13 protein-coding genes are annotated in these 16,589 nt (G+C 46.9%); 1 reads left to right on the plus strand and 12 read right to left on the minus strand.

The annotated features are described in order from the left end of the window. Positions 1 to 108 precede the first annotated feature (108 nt). The 3 genes from ACVA6Q_RS24155 to nudC all read right to left on the minus strand — a co-directional run bounded on the left by ACVA6Q_RS24155 (position 109) and on the right by nudC (position 2,918). On the minus strand, positions 109 to 639 hold the full coding sequence (locus tag ACVA6Q_RS24155; protein WP_446649172.1) for a DUF4136 domain-containing protein: 531 nt from the start codon (positions 637 to 639) through the stop codon (positions 109 to 111). 120 nt (positions 640 to 759) lie between these two features. Next, positions 760 to 1,827, minus strand: a complete 1,068-nt coding sequence (gene hemE, locus ACVA6Q_RS24160) for a uroporphyrinogen decarboxylase (protein WP_418641854.1) — start codon at positions 1,825 to 1,827, stop codon at positions 760 to 762. Positions 1,828 to 2,135: 308 nt separating this feature from the next. Further along, positions 2,136 to 2,918 (minus strand): NAD(+) diphosphatase, encoded by a 783-nt coding sequence (gene nudC / locus ACVA6Q_RS24165; protein WP_446649173.1) that lies wholly within the window; start codon positions 2,916 to 2,918, stop codon positions 2,136 to 2,138. A gap of 163 nt (positions 2,919 to 3,081) precedes the next feature. On the opposite strand from nudC, the gene rsd reads away from it, so the two are divergent. Then, on the plus strand, positions 3,082 to 3,576 hold the full coding sequence (gene rsd / locus ACVA6Q_RS24170) for a sigma D regulator (RefSeq protein ID WP_446649174.1): 495 nt from the start codon (positions 3,082 to 3,084) through the stop codon (positions 3,574 to 3,576). 559 nt (positions 3,577 to 4,135) lie between these two features. Here rsd and rpoC read toward each other — a convergent pair. The 9 genes from rpoC to ACVA6Q_RS24215 all read right to left on the minus strand — a co-directional run. After that, complete coding sequence (gene rpoC, locus ACVA6Q_RS24175; RefSeq protein ID WP_418641853.1) at positions 4,136 to 8,338, minus strand: DNA-directed RNA polymerase subunit beta'; 4,203 nt, start codon at positions 8,336 to 8,338, stop codon at positions 4,136 to 4,138. 87 nt (positions 8,339 to 8,425) lie between these two features. Further along, positions 8,426 to 12,451: a DNA-directed RNA polymerase subunit beta gene (gene rpoB / locus ACVA6Q_RS24180; RefSeq protein WP_353497588.1), complete on the minus strand. Its 4,026-nt coding sequence runs from the start codon at positions 12,449 to 12,451 to the stop codon at positions 8,426 to 8,428. Between the two features lie 250 nt (positions 12,452 to 12,701). After that, positions 12,702 to 13,070 (minus strand): 50S ribosomal protein L7/L12, encoded by a 369-nt coding sequence (rplL, locus tag ACVA6Q_RS24185; RefSeq protein WP_353497587.1) that lies wholly within the window; start codon positions 13,068 to 13,070, stop codon positions 12,702 to 12,704. Positions 13,071 to 13,127: 57 nt separating this feature from the next. Beyond that, positions 13,128 to 13,622, minus strand: a complete 495-nt coding sequence (gene rplJ / locus ACVA6Q_RS24190; protein WP_338165614.1) for a 50S ribosomal protein L10 — start codon at positions 13,620 to 13,622, stop codon at positions 13,128 to 13,130. A gap of 256 nt (positions 13,623 to 13,878) precedes the next feature. Beyond that, positions 13,879 to 14,580 carry a 50S ribosomal protein L1 gene (rplA, locus tag ACVA6Q_RS24195; protein WP_353497586.1) on the minus strand — a complete coding sequence of 234 codons (702 nt, stop codon included), beginning with the start codon at positions 14,578 to 14,580 and terminating at the stop codon, positions 13,879 to 13,881. A gap of 4 nt (positions 14,581 to 14,584) precedes the next feature. Further along, complete coding sequence (gene rplK, locus ACVA6Q_RS24200; protein WP_112460208.1) at positions 14,585 to 15,013, minus strand: 50S ribosomal protein L11; 429 nt, start codon at positions 15,011 to 15,013, stop codon at positions 14,585 to 14,587. A 187-nt stretch (positions 15,014 to 15,200) separates the two neighbouring features. Next, entirely contained in the window at positions 15,201 to 15,749 is a 549-nt protein-coding gene (nusG, locus tag ACVA6Q_RS24205; RefSeq protein ID WP_042503218.1) for a transcription termination/antitermination protein NusG, read from the minus strand. A 13-nt stretch (positions 15,750 to 15,762) separates the two neighbouring features. Next, the gene (gene secE / locus ACVA6Q_RS24210; protein ID WP_042478967.1) at positions 15,763 to 16,140 is read right to left on the minus strand and encodes a preprotein translocase subunit SecE; all 378 of its coding nucleotides are present in this window, start codon (positions 16,138 to 16,140) and stop codon (positions 15,763 to 15,765) included. A 302-nt stretch (positions 16,141 to 16,442) separates the two neighbouring features. After that, on the minus strand, positions 16,443 to 16,589 hold a 147-nt coding region (locus ACVA6Q_RS24215), incomplete at its 5' end, for an EF-Tu C-terminal domain-related protein (protein ID WP_446649175.1).

Here is a 16,589-nt window from a genome sequence, read left to right on the forward strand (position 1 = left end):
CGCGCGCCTGCGTAGGCAGGGGTCTACTCAAAGCGCGCACCAAGCCTCAGCTAGATTCCTGCCTGCGCAGGAATGACGTGAATGGTGAGCTCACCTAGCACAACTAGTCTACCTAGTTGGATACTCCTCAAACATCTTATGAACCTGCTCCTGAACAAATATATCTCTATCGGCTGGCTCCATTGTTTCAGTCAACTGGCGCTGCGAGACTGAGCGCCACACCACGTCATTCGTTTTTGGGTCAACAAGCTCGACCGCCAATTTGCCGAACTTCTTCTCCTTGACTCGCGTTGGGGTGCGAACACCAACACCATAACCGCTGTTATACCCACCCGTTCCGATGCCAAAACCAAAACTAGGGCCGTCTGCCCTTAATTCTGTGCCCTCAAGGATGGCATAGCGCACAACTAGGTCTGCGTCCTGTTCCACCATGGAAAAGCCTCTAACATTGAGTTCGTTATCAACGGCTTGTTTGATGCGGGCACTATCTAGGCTAACTGGCACCCCAGCGTTTTCTTGGTATTGATAAGTGTTGAACGCTGCGAAGTTGACGCTAGAGTTGTAATCGGTCGCGACGTCAGAGGCACAACCAGTGAGAAGTAGCAACGAAGCTAGAAAGGAAATAAGCACTTTGAACATTGGGGTGCCTCACTACACAAAACCTCGTTAAAGCGTAGTCAAACTCCAACAAAAATGCCGTTAGTCCCCTTTAGGAAATAACGGCATCTCATTATTTAGACGTCAGTAATTGGCAGTTTATTACTTGTGGTATGGCTTAGATAGCTCGTGAACCGCTTCAACAAACACACCTGCGTTTTCTGGCGGCACGTCAAGGTGAATGCCGTGACCAAGGTTGAATACGTGCCCTGTGCCGCCATCGCCAAAGCCTTCTAGAATGGTAGCCACTTCTTCACGAATACGCTCTGGTTGTGCGTAAAGCATCGATGGATCCATGTTGCCTTGAAGCGCCACTTTGTCACCCACGCGAGCTTTCGCATCGGCAATGTTAATTGTCCAGTCTAGACCGACAGCATCACAGCCCGTTGCTGCGATTTGCTCTAGCCACATGCCACCATTCTTAGTGAACAATGTCACAGGAACGCGGCGACCTTCATTTTCACGAATCAGGCCATCCACAATCTTGTGCATGTACTGAAGTGAGAACAGGTTGTAGTCACGAGGCGTTAGGACGCCACCCCAAGTATCAAATACCATTACAGATTGTGCACCAGCTTTGATCTGTGCATTTAAGTATTCGATTACGCTGTCTGCTAGCTTATCCAGAAGTGCATGCAGGATTTGTGGCTCTGCGTACATCATCTTTTTGATCTTAGTGAATGCTTTCGAGCTGCCACCTTCAACCATGTAAGTCGCCAACGTCCACGGGCTTCCTGAGAAGCCGATAAGTGGTACGTCACCGTTTAGGTCTTTACGGATCTGACGAACCGCATTCATGACGTATTTCAGCTCACCTTCTGGATCTGGAAGGCCAATCTTGTCGACATCTGCTTTACACGTGATTGGACGCTCAAACTTAGGGCCTTCACCCGCTTCAAAATACAAGCCTAGACCCATTGCATCTGGAATCGTCAAGATGTCAGAAAATAGAATGGCGGCATCTAGCGGGAAACGGCGTAGTGGCTGAAGTGTCACCTCAGACGCTAGCTCTGCATTCTTACACAGTGACATGAAATCACCCGCCACAGAGCGAGTCTCACGATATTCTGGAAGGTAGCGACCTGCTTGGCGCATCATCCATACTGGTGTGTAATCTACAGGTTGCTTTAGCAACGCTCGAAGATAGCGATCGTTCTTTAATTCCGTCATTCTTTTTTCTCCAATTCGAAAGGCGTTAGTTTACCGCTATTCATTCATGGTTGGCAGCCTTAGATAACAATTCTTTTACTAAATTTTGAGGGTCATCCAGTATGCTGCGTGAACGCTCAAAAAAGAGTCACTTTGCAAAGCAGATCATATTATCAATACGCAGTTTTGAGGTGAATTTGCCAATGGAGAAAAGGAATGTTAAAAGTTTGTTTGCTAGCGAAAATTACAATAATACTACTGAGTCTTAAGACTCAGCATCTCATAACGACATCTTACTTACCCCCTCCGCTCGCGGAGGGTTTTTTTTGTCATTTTTCTGCTGAAGCGGCGTCGACCGTAGCATGAATCAGCGCTCTAGCAATCGTCCCTTCCGGTGCCACCAGCGGCAGTTCATTGGCATTAAACCACTGCGCATCTTTAAGTTCCGTGTAATCCGGTTTTATCTCACCACTCTCGTAATCAGCAAGAAACGCCATCATCATACTCGATGGAAATGCCCATGGCTGGCTGCCAAAATAGCGGATGTTGCCCACCTTAATCCCGGTTTCTTCTTCCACTTCACGGGCAACGCAAGTCTCGAGTGTTTCGCCCACTTCCAAAAAGCCAGCAATCACCGTGTACATGCCCCCCGCGTGACGGTTGTGCTGCGCAAGCAAGATTTGCTGAGCTTTTCGAACAGCAACAATAATGCATGGAAAAATACGGGGATAATGCAGCGTTCTGCAGTCCTGACACTGCATAGCAAGCTGATTGTGGTTGAGATGATTACGACCTCCGCACTGAGGACAAAATCGCATAGATTGGCTCATATAGCCGTATTGAATTGCTTTGGAAAGTTGATAGAACAGCGCTTCTGGCAAATGGAGTAATTCGCGTAACGATGTCAGTTCTCGCTCGCCGTCTAAGTCGGCATCGTTAATCCACATAACGGGTTGCCCTTCAAACTCACCCACTTGAATCGCTTGCTCGGCAGGTAGAGAGAATTGCTCAGCTAAGCCAAACGGGACATCACCATCTGCAAGCCAAAGTTCGTTCCCTGAGACCACACACCAATAAGCCTGATGAATGGTTGCTTTACTTTTTTTTAACATCATCAATCCTCTTCACTTGCAGTTCGACCATTTTACTGGCAATCTAAATTCATACCAGCTAGAAAACTCGAAATTCTAATTCTGGTAAATGAGAAACGATTTCTCTTTACTCTTTGTCGTTACAAAGCGTGCAGCTGCCAATTGCAGTGCCGATCATGAGGACATGGTCATGTTAAATAAATTCAAACAAGTACAAGAACAATGGGGTGGCTCTAGCGAAGTCATCGACCACTGGCTAGAAACAAGACAAGCGCTTATCGTTGAGTACTGTAAGCTCGGCTCACTTCAACCTGCCAACGCTCAATCCAATGTGATCGAGCTGCCAACCGCCAAAGAAATTAGCTCATTCTGCGATCATCTCGTGGATTACATCTCCGAAGGTCACTTTAAGATCTATGACATGGTGATGGATAAGTGGAAAGCGACTGGTTTTAAAACCAATGAAGATATCGACGCGACCTACGCTAAAATCGTTCTCACTACAGACCCACTGCTTGAGTTTAATGACAAGTACGTGCAAGTGAAGTTTGAGGATGAACTTCCTGGTTTTGAGGAAGATATGTCGAAGGTGGGTGAGATACTTGAGCTGCGCTTTGAGGTGGAAGATAAGCTGATTCAGCTGATTGCGGACAGTTTGGCGATTCCGCCGGGCGCGTAAGTAATAGTGCAATAGTTAGCACTTCTGAATCCAGAATCACCGTCACCCCACTAGCCGCGCGCCTGCGCAGGCAGGGGGCTAGTCAAAGTGTGCACCCAGCCTCTAGAAGATTCCTGCCTACGCAGGAATGACGCGCGTTTTAGGGTTTGCATACTAAATATAGTCACACGCAAAATGGCCGTCACCCCTGCGCAGGCAGGGGTCTACTCAAAGCGTACACCCAGCCTCAAGAAGATTCCTGCCTCGCAGGCGCACGGCCAGTGGAATGACGCGCGTTGTGGAGCTATCACGTCTAAATAATCATCATACCAAAATAGCCTCACTCAAAGTGACCGTCACCCCTGCGCAGGCGAGGGTCTACTCAAAACGTGCACCAAGCCTCTAGAAGGTTCCTGCCTACGCAGGCGCACGGCCAGTGGAATGACGGGCGCTTTAGGGTTCGCACATTGAAAGCATTCATCAGCTTATTGGTGGTGAACCCACGTAAAAACAGCGATAGTTCCGGGTTTCAGACACAAAAAAGGCGCCTTTCGGCGCCTTTTTTCATTTCACTCTGCGATTACTCGTCAGAAGAGAAACCTGCGTTTAGTAGCGCAGCTAGGTTATCCGTCGCTTGTTCAGCTGATGGACCTTCCTGAGATTCGTCACGCTTAGCTTGACGGTCTTGGTGATACGCAAAACCAGTACCCGCTGGGATCAGACGACCCACGATAACGTTCTCTTTCAGACCACGTAGGTCATCACGCTTACCAGATACCGCTGCCTCTGTTAGTACGCGCGTCGTTTCTTGGAACGATGCCGCAGAGATGAACGATTCTGTTGCTAGAGATGCCTTAGTGATACCTAGTAGGTCACGTTCGAAGCGAACGAGTTCTTTACCTTCTGCTTCTAGAGCACGGTTTGCAATCTTAACTTGAGAGTACTCAACTTGCTCACCAGGTAGGAACTCAGAATCACCAGCATGCGTGATTGTACACTTACGTAGCATCTGACGAACGATAGTCTCAATGTGCTTATCGTTAATCTTAACACCCTGTAGACGGTATACTTCTTGAACTTCGTTCGCGATGTATTGAGTCACAGCGTGGATACCACGTAGACGTAGAATGTCATGTGGAGTTTCTGGACCATCCGCAATTACGTCACCACGTTCAACGCGCTCACCTTCGAACACGTTAAGCTGACGATGCTTAGGAATCATCTCTTCGTAGTTGTCACCGCCATCACGAGCGATGATCAGACGACGCTTACCTTTCGTCTCTTTACCGAATGAAACGGTACCAGAGTGCTCAGCAAGGATAGCTGGCTCTTTTGGCTTACGAGCTTCGAATAGGTCCGCAACGCGAGGTAGACCACCGGTGATATCTTTGTTACCACCAGATTTTTGTGGAATACGTGCTAGCGTATCACCCACACCTACTTCTGCGCCATCTTCGATGTTTACAATCGCTTTACCAGGTAGGAAGTAAAGTGCAGGCATTTCAGTACCGGCGATCATTACGTCTTTACCTTGCTCATCAACAAGTTTGATTGCTGGACGCATATCTTTACCTGCTGCTGGGCGAGCTGCCGCTTCTGTTACTTCGCTTGAAGATAGACCTGTTAGGTCATCTGTTTGACGAGAAACAGTTACGCCGTCGATCATGTCTACGAACTGGATGCGACCTGCTACTTCAGTGATGATTGGAAGCGTGTGCGCTTCCCAGTTCGCTACTGTTTCACCAGCTTGAACTGCATCGTTGTCACCTTTAGTTAGCATCGAACCGTAAGGAAGTTTGTGCTTCTCTTTGGTACGACCGAACTCATCGATAATCGTCATTTCTGACGCACGAGAGGTGATAACCAGTTTCTTATCTTTGTTGATAACAAACTTAGCGTTGTGAAGTTTCACAGAACCTGTGTTCTTCGCTTGGATGCTGTTCTCTGCTGCTGCAGTAGATGCCGCACCACCGATGTGGAACGTACGCATCGTAAGCTGTGTACCCGGCTCACCGATAGACTGAGCAGCGATAACGCCCACTGCTTCACCTTGGTTCACTAGGTGACCACGTGCTAGGTCACGACCGTAACACTGTGCACAACAACCGAAGTCTGCATCACAGGTAACTACTGAGCGCACTTTCATGCTGTCTACAGAGTTATCTTCCATGATCTGACACCACTTCTCATCAATCAGAGTATTACGTGGGATCAGAACTTCTTCAGTACCTGGCTTAAGAACATCTTCAGCAACAACACGACCTAGTGCTAGCTCAGAAAGTGCAACTTTAACGTCACCACCTTCGATATGAGGCATCATGTCAACACCTTCATGGGTGCCACAATCGTGTTCGTGAACAACAACGTCCTGAGCAACGTCAACAAGACGACGGGTTAGGTAACCCGAGTTCGCTGTTTTCAGTGCCGTATCCGCAAGACCCTTACGAGCACCGTGCGTTGAGATAAAGTACTGAAGTACGTTTAGACCTTCTTTAAAGTTCGCGGTGATTGGCGTCTCGATGATTGAACCATCTGGACGTGCCATCAGACCACGCATACCAGCAAGCTGACGAATCTGAGCTGCAGAACCACGAGCGCCCGAGTCAGCCATCATGTAGATGCTGTTGAACGACTCTTGTTGCTCTTCTTCACCGTCACGGTTAGTAACCGTTTCAGATGATAGGTTGTCCATCATCGCTTTCGCTACGCGATCGTTGGTCGATGCCCAAATATCGATCACTTTGTTGTAGCGCTCACCCGCTGTTACAAGACCTGATTGGAACTGGTCTTGAATTTCGCGAACTTCTTCTTCTGCTGATTCGATTTCGTCGTACTTCGCTTGAGGTACAACCATGTCATCGATACCAACTGAAACGCCTGATAGTGCCGCGTAAGCGAAACCAGCGTACATAATTTGGTCAGCAAAAATTACTGTGTCTTTAAGACCAAGCTTACGGTAACACTCATTCAGTAGGTTAGAGATTTGCTTCTTACCTAGCTTTTGGTTTACCAAGCTGTATGGAAGACCTTTTGGTACGATTTGCCACAACATTGCACGACCCACAGTAGTATCTACCATGTCTGTGCTTGTTGTGCTGTTACCATCTTCGTCAACCACTGTCTCAGTGATACGTACTTTTACGCGAGCGTGAAGCTCTGCGCTCTTAGTACGGTATGCCTTCTCAGCCTCTTCAGGGCCAGCAAGGTACATACCTTCACCTTTAACGTTGATCTTGTCACGCGTCATATAGTAAAGACCCAATACAACGTCCTGAGAAGGTACGATGATCGGATCGCCCGATGCTGGCGACAGAATGTTGTTTGTCGACATCATCAGAGTACGAGCTTCAAGCTGTGCTTCTAGAGTTAGAGGCACGTGAACCGCCATTTGGTCACCATCGAAGTCCGCGTTGTATGCCGCACACACTAGTGGGTGTAGCTGAATCGCTTTACCTTCGATTAGTACTGGTTCGAACGCCTGAATACCAAGACGGTGAAGTGTTGGTGCACGGTTCAATAGTACTGGGTGTTCGCGGATAACTTCGTCTAGGATATCCCAAACGATCGCTTCTTCGCGCTCTACCATCTTCTTAGCTGCTTTGATAGTCGTCGCCATGCCACGAGTTTCTAGCTTGCTGTAGATAAATGGTTTGAATAGCTCTAGTGCCATCTTCTTAGGAAGACCACACTGATGTAGACGAAGGTATGGACCTACTGTGATTACAGAACGGCCAGAGTAGTCTACACGCTTACCTAGTAGGTTCTGACGGAAACGACCTTGTTTACCCTTGATCATATCAGCAAGAGATTTCAGAGGACGCTTGTTCGAACCTGTGATCGCACGACCGCGACGACCGTTATCTAGAAGGGCATCAACAGACTCTTGCAGCATACGCTTTTCGTTACGTACGATGATGTCCGGAGCCGCTAGCTCTAGAAGACGCTTCAAACGGTTGTTACGGTTGATTACGCGACGGTATAGGTCGTTCAGATCAGACGTTGCGAAACGGCCGCCATCTAGTGGTACTAGAGGACGTAGATCTGGCGGAAGTACCGGAAGCACAGTTAGGATCATCCACTCAGGGTTGTTACCTGATTGAATAAATGCTTCAACTAGCTTCAGACGCTTAGTGATTTTCTTACGCTTAGTTTCTGAGTTGGTAGACTCAAGCTCTTCGCGCATCATCTCTGCTTCAGCGTGCATGTCCATAGTAGACAGCAGATCTTTGATCGCTTCTGCACCCATCTTAGCAGTGAACTCATCACCCCACTCTTCTAGACGATCAAGATACTCTTCTTCAGTAAGCATCTGTGATTTTTCTAGATCCGTCATACCCGGTTCTGTTACTACGTACATTTCGAAGTAAAGAACGCGCTCGATATCACGTAGCGGGATGTCCATTAGCAAACCGATACGAGATGGTAGCGATTTTAGGAACCAGATGTGAGCTACTGGAGACGCAAGCTCGATGTGGCCCATACGGTCACGACGAACTTTAGTTTGTGTAACTTCAACACCACACTTCTCACAGATAACACCACGGTGCTTCAGACGCTTATATTTGCCACAAAGACATTCGTAGTCTTTAACTGGGCCAAAGATACGCGCACAGAACAGACCATCGCGCTCAGGCTTGAACGTACGATAGTTGATAGTTTCTGGTTTTTTAACTTCACCAAAAGACCATGAACGAATCATGTCAGGTGAAGATAGACCGATTTTGATTGCATCAAATTCTTCGGTCTTATGCTGTGCTTTTAGAAAGTTTAATAAGTCTTTCACAATCAGCTCCTGTAAGGAGTTTAAAAAGGAACTCGCTAGGTCAGCAAACCTGTGCGAGCCCCTTTTCTACCAGATAATCCAGAGGGATTATTCGTCTTCTAGCTCGATGTTGATACCTAGCGAGCGGATCTCTTTCAACAGTACGTTGAACGATTCTGGCATGCCAGGTTCCATGCTGTGGTTACCATCGACGATGTTTTTGTACATCTTGGTACGGCCGTTAACGTCATCAGACTTAACCGTTAGCATTTCTTGAAGCGTATATGCAGCACCGTATGCTTCTAGTGCCCATACTTCCATCTCACCGAAACGCTGACCACCGAACTGAGCTTTACCACCAAGTGGCTGCTGAGTTACTAGGCTGTACGAACCAGTTGAACGAGCGTGCATCTTGTCATCAACAAGGTGGTTTAGTTTCAGCATGTACATGTAACCAACAGTTACAGGACGCTCAAACGTATCACCAGTACGACCGTCAAACAGAGTTAGCTGACCAGATTCTGGTAGGTCACCCAGTTTTAGAAGTTCTTTAATAGACTTCTCAGACGCACCGTCAAAGACAGGTGTAGCAATCGGTAGACCGCCACGTAGGTTCTTAACCAGAGTACGTACTTCGTCATCAGACAGTGATGCAATATCAACGTTCTGACGAGTACCACCTAGATCGTAAACCTTCTGCAGGAATTCGCGGAATTTCGCTAGCTCTTGCTGCTCTTTCACCATCTGGTTGATCTTGTCACCGATACCTTTCGCTGCCAGACCTAAGTGAACCTCAAGGATCTGACCGATGTTCATACGCGAAGGTACACCCAGTGGGTTAAGTACGATGTCGACAGGCTGACCTTTCTCATCGTAAGGCATGTCTTCAACAGGGTTGATCTTAGAGATTACACCCTTGTTACCGTGACGACCCGCCATCTTATCACCAGGCTGGATACGACGTTTAACCGCTAGGTAAACTTTAACAATCTTAAGAACGCCAGGCGCTAGATCATCACCTTGAGTGATCTTACGACGCTTAGTTTCAAACTTCTTATCAAAGTCTGCTTTTAGCTCGTCGTACTGCTCTGCAAGTTGCTCAAGCTGAGTTTGCATTGCATCGTCTTCTAGCGTTAGCTCTAGCCACTTCTTACGATCGATAGTATCTAGTTTAGCGTCAGAGTAACCACCTTGAAGTAGTACAGCGCGAACACGGTTTAGAAGGCCACCCTCAAGAATCTGGAATTCTTCAGTTAGGTCTTTCTTCGCTTCTTTCAGCTGCATTTGCTCAATTTCTAGAGCACGCTTGTCTTTCTCTACGCCATCGCGAGTGAAGACTTGAACGTCAATGATGGTACCTGAAATAGAGTTAGGTACACGTAGTGAAGTATCTTTAACGTCAGATGCTTTTTCACCGAAGATCGCACGTAGTAGCTTCTCTTCTGGAGTTAGCTGAGTTTCACCTTTAGGCGTTACTTTACCAACTAGGATGTCGCCACCCTTAACTTCAGCACCAATGTAAACGATACCTGACTCGTCTAGTTTAGACAGAGCAGACTCACCTACGTTTGGAATATCCGCTGTGATCTCTTCAGAACCCAGCTTAGTATCACGTGCCACACAAGATAGTTCTTGGATGTGGATTGTCGTGAAGCGGTCTTCTTGAACTACGCGCTCAGATACTAAGATCGAGTCTTCGAAGTTGTAACCGTTCCAAGGCATGAACGCGATACGCATGTTTTGACCAAGCGCTAGCTCACCAAGGTCTGTTGAAGGACCATCAGCAAGAACGTCACCGCGTGCTACTGGCTCACCAGGTAGTACGGTTGGGCGCTGGTTAATACAAGTGTTCTGGTTCGAACGCGTGTACTTAGTCAGGTTGTAGATATCGATACCCGCTTCGCCAGGGATCAGCTCATCTTCGTTAACTTTGATAACGATACGAGAAGCATCTACAGACTGAACGCTACCGCCACGCTTAGCTACTGCTGTAACACCAGAGTCAACCGCTACATTGCGCTCGATACCAGTACCAACTAGAGGCTTGTCAGCCTTAAGTGTTGGAACAGCCTGACGTTGCATGTTCGCACCCATCAATGCACGGTTCGCATCATCGTGTTCTAGGAACGGGATAAGCGACGCAGCGATAGATACTACTTGGTTTGTTGCAACGTCCATGTAGTTAACATGGTCGCGTGGGTGAAGACCAGATTCACCTTTTTGACGTGCCGTGATTAGCTCGTCATCGAAAGTACCTTCTTCAGTTAGCGCAGCGTTAGCCTGTGCGATAACGAATTGGCCTTCTTCGATTGCTGATAGGTAATCAACTTCGTCAGTTACTACACCATCAACGACGCGGCGGTACGGAGTTTCTAGGAAACCGTACTCGTTACAGCGCGCGAATGCTGATAGAGAGTTAATTAGACCGATGTTCGGACCTTCAGGTGTTTCGATAGGACATAGACGACCGTAGTGAGTTACGTGTACGTCACGTACTTCGAAGCCAGCACGCTCACGAGTTAGACCGCCAGGACCCAATGCAGAAATACGACGCTTGTGCGTCACTTCTGAAAGCGGGTTGTTCTGGTCCATAAACTGAGATAGCTGTGAAGAACCGAAGAATTCTTTAACTGCCGCAGAGATAGGCTTAGCGTTGATTAGGTCTTGAGGCATGATTGCATCAAGGTCACCTAGGCTCAAACGCTCTTTCACTGCACGCTCAACACGTACAAGACCAACACGGAATTGGTTCTCAGCCATTTCACCTACAGAACGGATACGACGGTTACCTAGGTGGTCGATATCATCGACTTCACCGATACCGTTACGGATCGCGATAAGCTTCTTCATCACTTCGATGATATCAGTCTCATCCAGCGTACCCTGTTCTAGAGCATCTTCACGCATGATAGAGCTGTTGAACTTCATACGACCAACGGTCGATAGGTCATAACGCTCTTCTGAGAAGAATAGGCTTTCGAATAGTGCTTCTGCAGCTTCTTTTGTTGGCGGCTCACCAGGGCGCATCATGCGGTAGATTTCTACCAATGCAGAGATGCGGTCTACCGTGCTGTCGACACGAACAGTGTCAGACATGAACGGACCGTGGTCTAGATCGTTCGTAAACAGAACTTCTAGTTTTTTAACGCCGGCCTGAGATAGGTTCGCTAGTGCTTCTAGGCTGATCTCTTGGTTTGCACCAACGATGATCTCACCTGTCGCTTCATTGATGTAGTCTTGAGAAGCTACTTTACCTACGATGTACTCGACAGGTACTTCAATGAACTCAACGCCATCTTTTTCTAGTTGGCGGATGTGACGAGCAGTAACGCGACGACCAGTCTCAACATAAGTATTGCCGTTTGCTTCGATATCAAAAGAAGCAGTCTCACCACGTAGACGCTCAGGAACCAACTCCATAAGTAGAGTTTGATCCTTAACTTCGAAGTTTACTTTTTCGAAGAAGATATCGAGGATTTCTTGCGTAGACTTACCTAGTGCACGAAGAATGATCGATGCTGGCAGTTTACGACGACGGTCGATACGAACGTACAGGTTATCTTTCGGGTCAAACTCGAAGTCGAGCCATGAACCACGGTAAGGAATAACACGTGCGTTATAAAGAACTTTACCTGAAGAGTGAGTCTTACCCTTATCGCTGTCGAAGAACACGCCTGGGCTTCGGTGCAGCTGGGATACGATAACCCTCTCGGTACCATTGATAACGAAGGTACCATTGTCTGTCATAAGCGGAATTTCGCCCATGTAGACTTCTTGTTCTTTAATGTCTTTTACGGTACCTGCTGGTGCGTCTTTATCAAAGATAACTAGACGTAGTTTTACGCGTAGTGGCTTTGAATACGTAACGCCGCGAATTTGACATTCTTTAACGTCAAACACTGGCTCACCAAGACGGTAGCTAACGTATTGCAGCTCAGAGTTGCCGTTATAGCTCTGAATTGGAAATACAGAACGAAACGCAGCTTCAAGTCCGTACTGACCCTCTGGATCCTGTTCGATGAATTTGTCGAACGAATCAAGCTGGATCGATAGCAGGTATGGAATGTCCAAAACTTGTGGACGAGTACCAAAGTCCTTACGGATGCGCTTTTTCTCGGTATAAGAGTAAACCATGGGGTTCCTCAGCTCGCTGATAAGTGACCCAAACTGCCCTTCCATCCTAGTTACTTAAGGTGGAGTATGGGGCAGTGACTAACAACTGTTTACTGTAGTGACGTTGACTCTAGCGTCGAGGCAACGTTTTTTGCTTGGTGCATAGACGCTTAAACAGCGGGAAAATTCATCTATGCCCTACAGCGCAAAAAGGCCGGTGGTCAATAAACCACCAGCCATTAGCCTATTCGGCTAAGAAATTAAGCAATAATTACTTAACTTCAACAGAAGCACCAGCTTCTTCTAGCTGAGCTTTAAGAGCTTCAGCTTCAGCTTTGTCAACACCTTCTTTAAGTGCTGCAGGAGCTGAGTCTACAAGACCTTTAGCTTCTTTAAGGCCTAGACCTGTTGCGCCACGTACCGCTTTGATAACAGCAACTTTGTTACCGCCAGCAGCAGTTAGGATTACGTCGAATTCAGTTTGCTCAGCAGCAGCTTCGCCACCAGCAGCACCGCCAGCTACAACAGCAGCTGCAGCAGTTACGCCGAATTTTTCTTCCATAGCTTCGATAAGCTCAACAACTTGCATTACAGACATTTCTGCAACTGCGTCTAGGATTTGCTCGTTAGTAATAGACATAACAATTCTCTTTTAAGTCAACAATAAGTTTAAATAGCAACCAGTGAAAAGCAAGGCTTATGCCGCAGCTTCTTCTTTTTGGTCGCGTAGTGCAGCGATAGTACGTACCAGCTTGCCTGCAGAAGCTTCTTTCATGCACATCATTAGGCGTGCAATTGCTTCGTCGTAAGTTGGTAGTGTCGCTAGTACTTCAGCATCAGTAACCGCGCCTTCAAATGCAGCAGCTTTGATCTCGAATTCTTTGTTCTCTTTAGCGAAGTCTTTGAAAAGACGCGCTGCAGCACCTGGGTGCTCGTTAGAGAACGCGATCAGAGTAGGACCAGTGAAGTTGTCTGTTAGACACTCATAGTCAGTACCCTGAACCGCACGGCGTGCAAGTGTGTTACGCACAACTTTCATGTAAACACCCGCTTCACGCGCTTGTTTACGTAGAGAAGTCATTGCGCCAACTTCAACGCCACGAGAGTCAGCTACAACTGCAGAAAGTGCACCACTGGCTGCTTCGTTGACTTCAGCAACAATTGCTTTTTTGTCTTGAAGGTTTAAAGCCATCTTGGATTTACTCCTGGTTGTTTTTACACCACCCGAAATCTTCACGATTTTGGGAGTTCATACGGTGCTTTCCAGAAGAAAGATAAACGTTACGCTCAACTTCCTTTCTATCTGGCACCATCTACGTAGGTAGTATTAAGTTCTTTACAGAACGCCTACGGTCTTGGATGGAGACTCAAATCACTAGGATTTCAGCCTCAACCACAAATTTTGATAGGCGCAAAATTATACAAGAATTTCGCGCCTATGCAAGCAATTAAGCTTGTGTGTCTAGTGTAGATAGATCTACAGCAACACCAGCACCCATAGTTGTAGAGATGCTAATTTTCTTCAGGAAAGTACCTTTCGCTGAAGACGGCTTCGCTTTCTTAAGCGCAACTAGTAGAGTTTCTAGGTTCTCTTGTAGTTGGTTCGCTTCGAAGTTCACTTTACCGATAGTAGTGTGAACGATGCCGTTCTTGTCGTTACGGTAACGAACCTGACCAGCTTTAGCGTTCTTAACCGCTTCAGCAACGTTAGGAGTTACAGTACCAACTTTCGGGTTTGGCATAAGACCGCGAGGACCTAGGATAGTACCTAGTTGACCAACAACACGCATTGCATCTGGAGATGCAACAACTACGTCGAAGTTCATTTCGCCTTTCTTAACTTGCTCAGCAAGATCTTCCATACCTACGATGTCTGCGCCAGCTTCTTTAGCTGCTTCAGCGTTTGCACCTTGAGTGAACACTGCAACGCGGATTTCGCGGCCAGTACCGTGAGGTAGTACAGTTGCACCACGTACGTTCTGGTCAGATTTACGAGCATCGATGCCTAGGTTAACAGCAACGTCTACAGACTCAACGAATTTAGCAGTTGCTAGTTCTTTAAGAAGAGCTACAGCTTCGTTGATTTCGTATTCTTTAGTTACGTCAACTTTTTCGCGAATAACGCGCATACGCTTAGTAAGTTTTGCCATGATCTTAACCCTCTACCACTAGGCCCATTGAACGAGCAGTACCCGCAATAGAACGCTTCATCGCTTCAATGTCAGCACCAGTCATATCAGCAGCTTTAGTTTCTGCGATTTCCTGTACTTGAGCGTCAGTCACTGTACCCACTTTTTCAGTGTTAGGACGACCTGAACCAGACTTAACGCCAGCAGCTTTCTTAAGAAGAACAGCAGCAGGTGGAGTCTTAGTTACGAACGTGAAAGAACGGTCGTTGTATACAGTGATTACTACTGGAGTCGGTAGACCTTTCTCAATAGATTCTGTTTTTGCGTTGAACGCTTTACAGAATTCCATGATGTTCACACCGTGTTGACCTAGAGCAGGACCAACCGGTGGACTTGGGTTTGCCATACCAGCTGCAACTTGCAGTTTGATATAAGCTTCAACTTTCTTAGCCATGATATTTCCTAATTTTGGGTTCAAACGCTATCCGATAGGAAAGCTCCCCGTGTTTTGAAAAAACTTTCTACAGTCATTACTGTAAAAAGGCGCGAAATTATAAGCATAATTCGCGCCTTTAACAACCCTAAAATGGTGTTTTTTTATACTGTCATTCTTAAAGGCCTAAGCCATTAAAAATTCGGTATTAATCAAGTTTGTCAACTTGACCAAAGTCGAGCTCAACCGGTGTTGCACGACCAAAGATCGATACAGACACTTTCAAGCGGCTCTTCTCATAATCTACTTCTTCAACTGTACCGTTGAAGTCAGCAAACGGACCTTCATTAACACGTACCACTTCACCCGCTTCGAACATAGTTCTTGGACGAGGAGCTTCGCTAGCTTTCTCTAGACGATTAAGGATAGCGTCAGCTTCTTTATCTGTGATAGGTGCTGGACGGTCAGAGGTACCACCAATGAAGCCCATGACACGCGGTACACTACGTACTAAGTGCCAAGACTCATCGTTCATGATCATCTGAACAAGAACGTAGCCTGGGAAGAACTTACGCTCGCTTTTACGGCGTTGGCCTGCGCGCATTTCCACAACTTCTTCAGTCGGTACTAGCACTTCACCAAAGTACTCTTCCATTGCGTGCATTTTGATATGTTCGCGAAGAGACTGAGCCACACGTCCTTCAAAGCCAGAAAAGGCTTGAACAACGTACCAGCGTTTTTTCGGAGCTTCACTCATGAATTAACACCCTCTATAACCCGGTTATGAACGCAACAAGACGGACCATAATGCCGTCGATACCCCATAACGCAAGCGCCATTACAATACTTACTGCAAGGACAATTAGCGTAGTCTGCATCGTTTCTTGGCGTGTTGGCCAAACCACTTTGCGAACTTCTACGCGCGCTTCACGTGCGAACGTGATAGCTGCCTTACCTTTTGTTGTTGTAGCTGCAACACCAAGTGCTGCGGCAATCAATACAACTACACCTGCAGCGCGAAGAACTACAGATAGCTCTCCGTACAGGTAATTACCCACAACAGCGGCGGCTAGCAGCGCAAAAGCGACGATCCACTTAATTACATCTGCTGCATTTGAGCTATCAGGAGTTTCAGCGTTTGCTTTCATAAAACCAACCTGTGACAAGTCTTAACTAGACGACAACAACCCCGCTGCTGCAGGGCTTATTCCTTTAATGTTGGTAAAATTTGAGTCAAACCAACATATTATGCAAAGGCTCAGGTAGAAATTGCTTTCCAACTCAACCCTTATAAATCCTTTATTCATTCACTCTTTGAGCAGTCATTGAGTGAATTATGCGCCCCTATAAATAGTAGCGCAGAAAAAGGGCATCAAATGATGCCCTTTTTAGCATTGCTTAGTCAAATCTTATTCAAAGATTTTACCAGAGCTTGCGACAATTCTAGGAATTAGTCGAAGATCTTAGCAACAACACCAGCACCTACTGTACGGCCACCTTCACGGATAGCGAAACGTAGGCCTTCATCCATTGCGATTGGAGCGATTAGCTCAACTTTCATTTGGATGTTGTCGCCTGGCATTACCATTTCTACGCC

The organism is Vibrio sp. DNB22_10_4 (assembly GCF_052879755.1).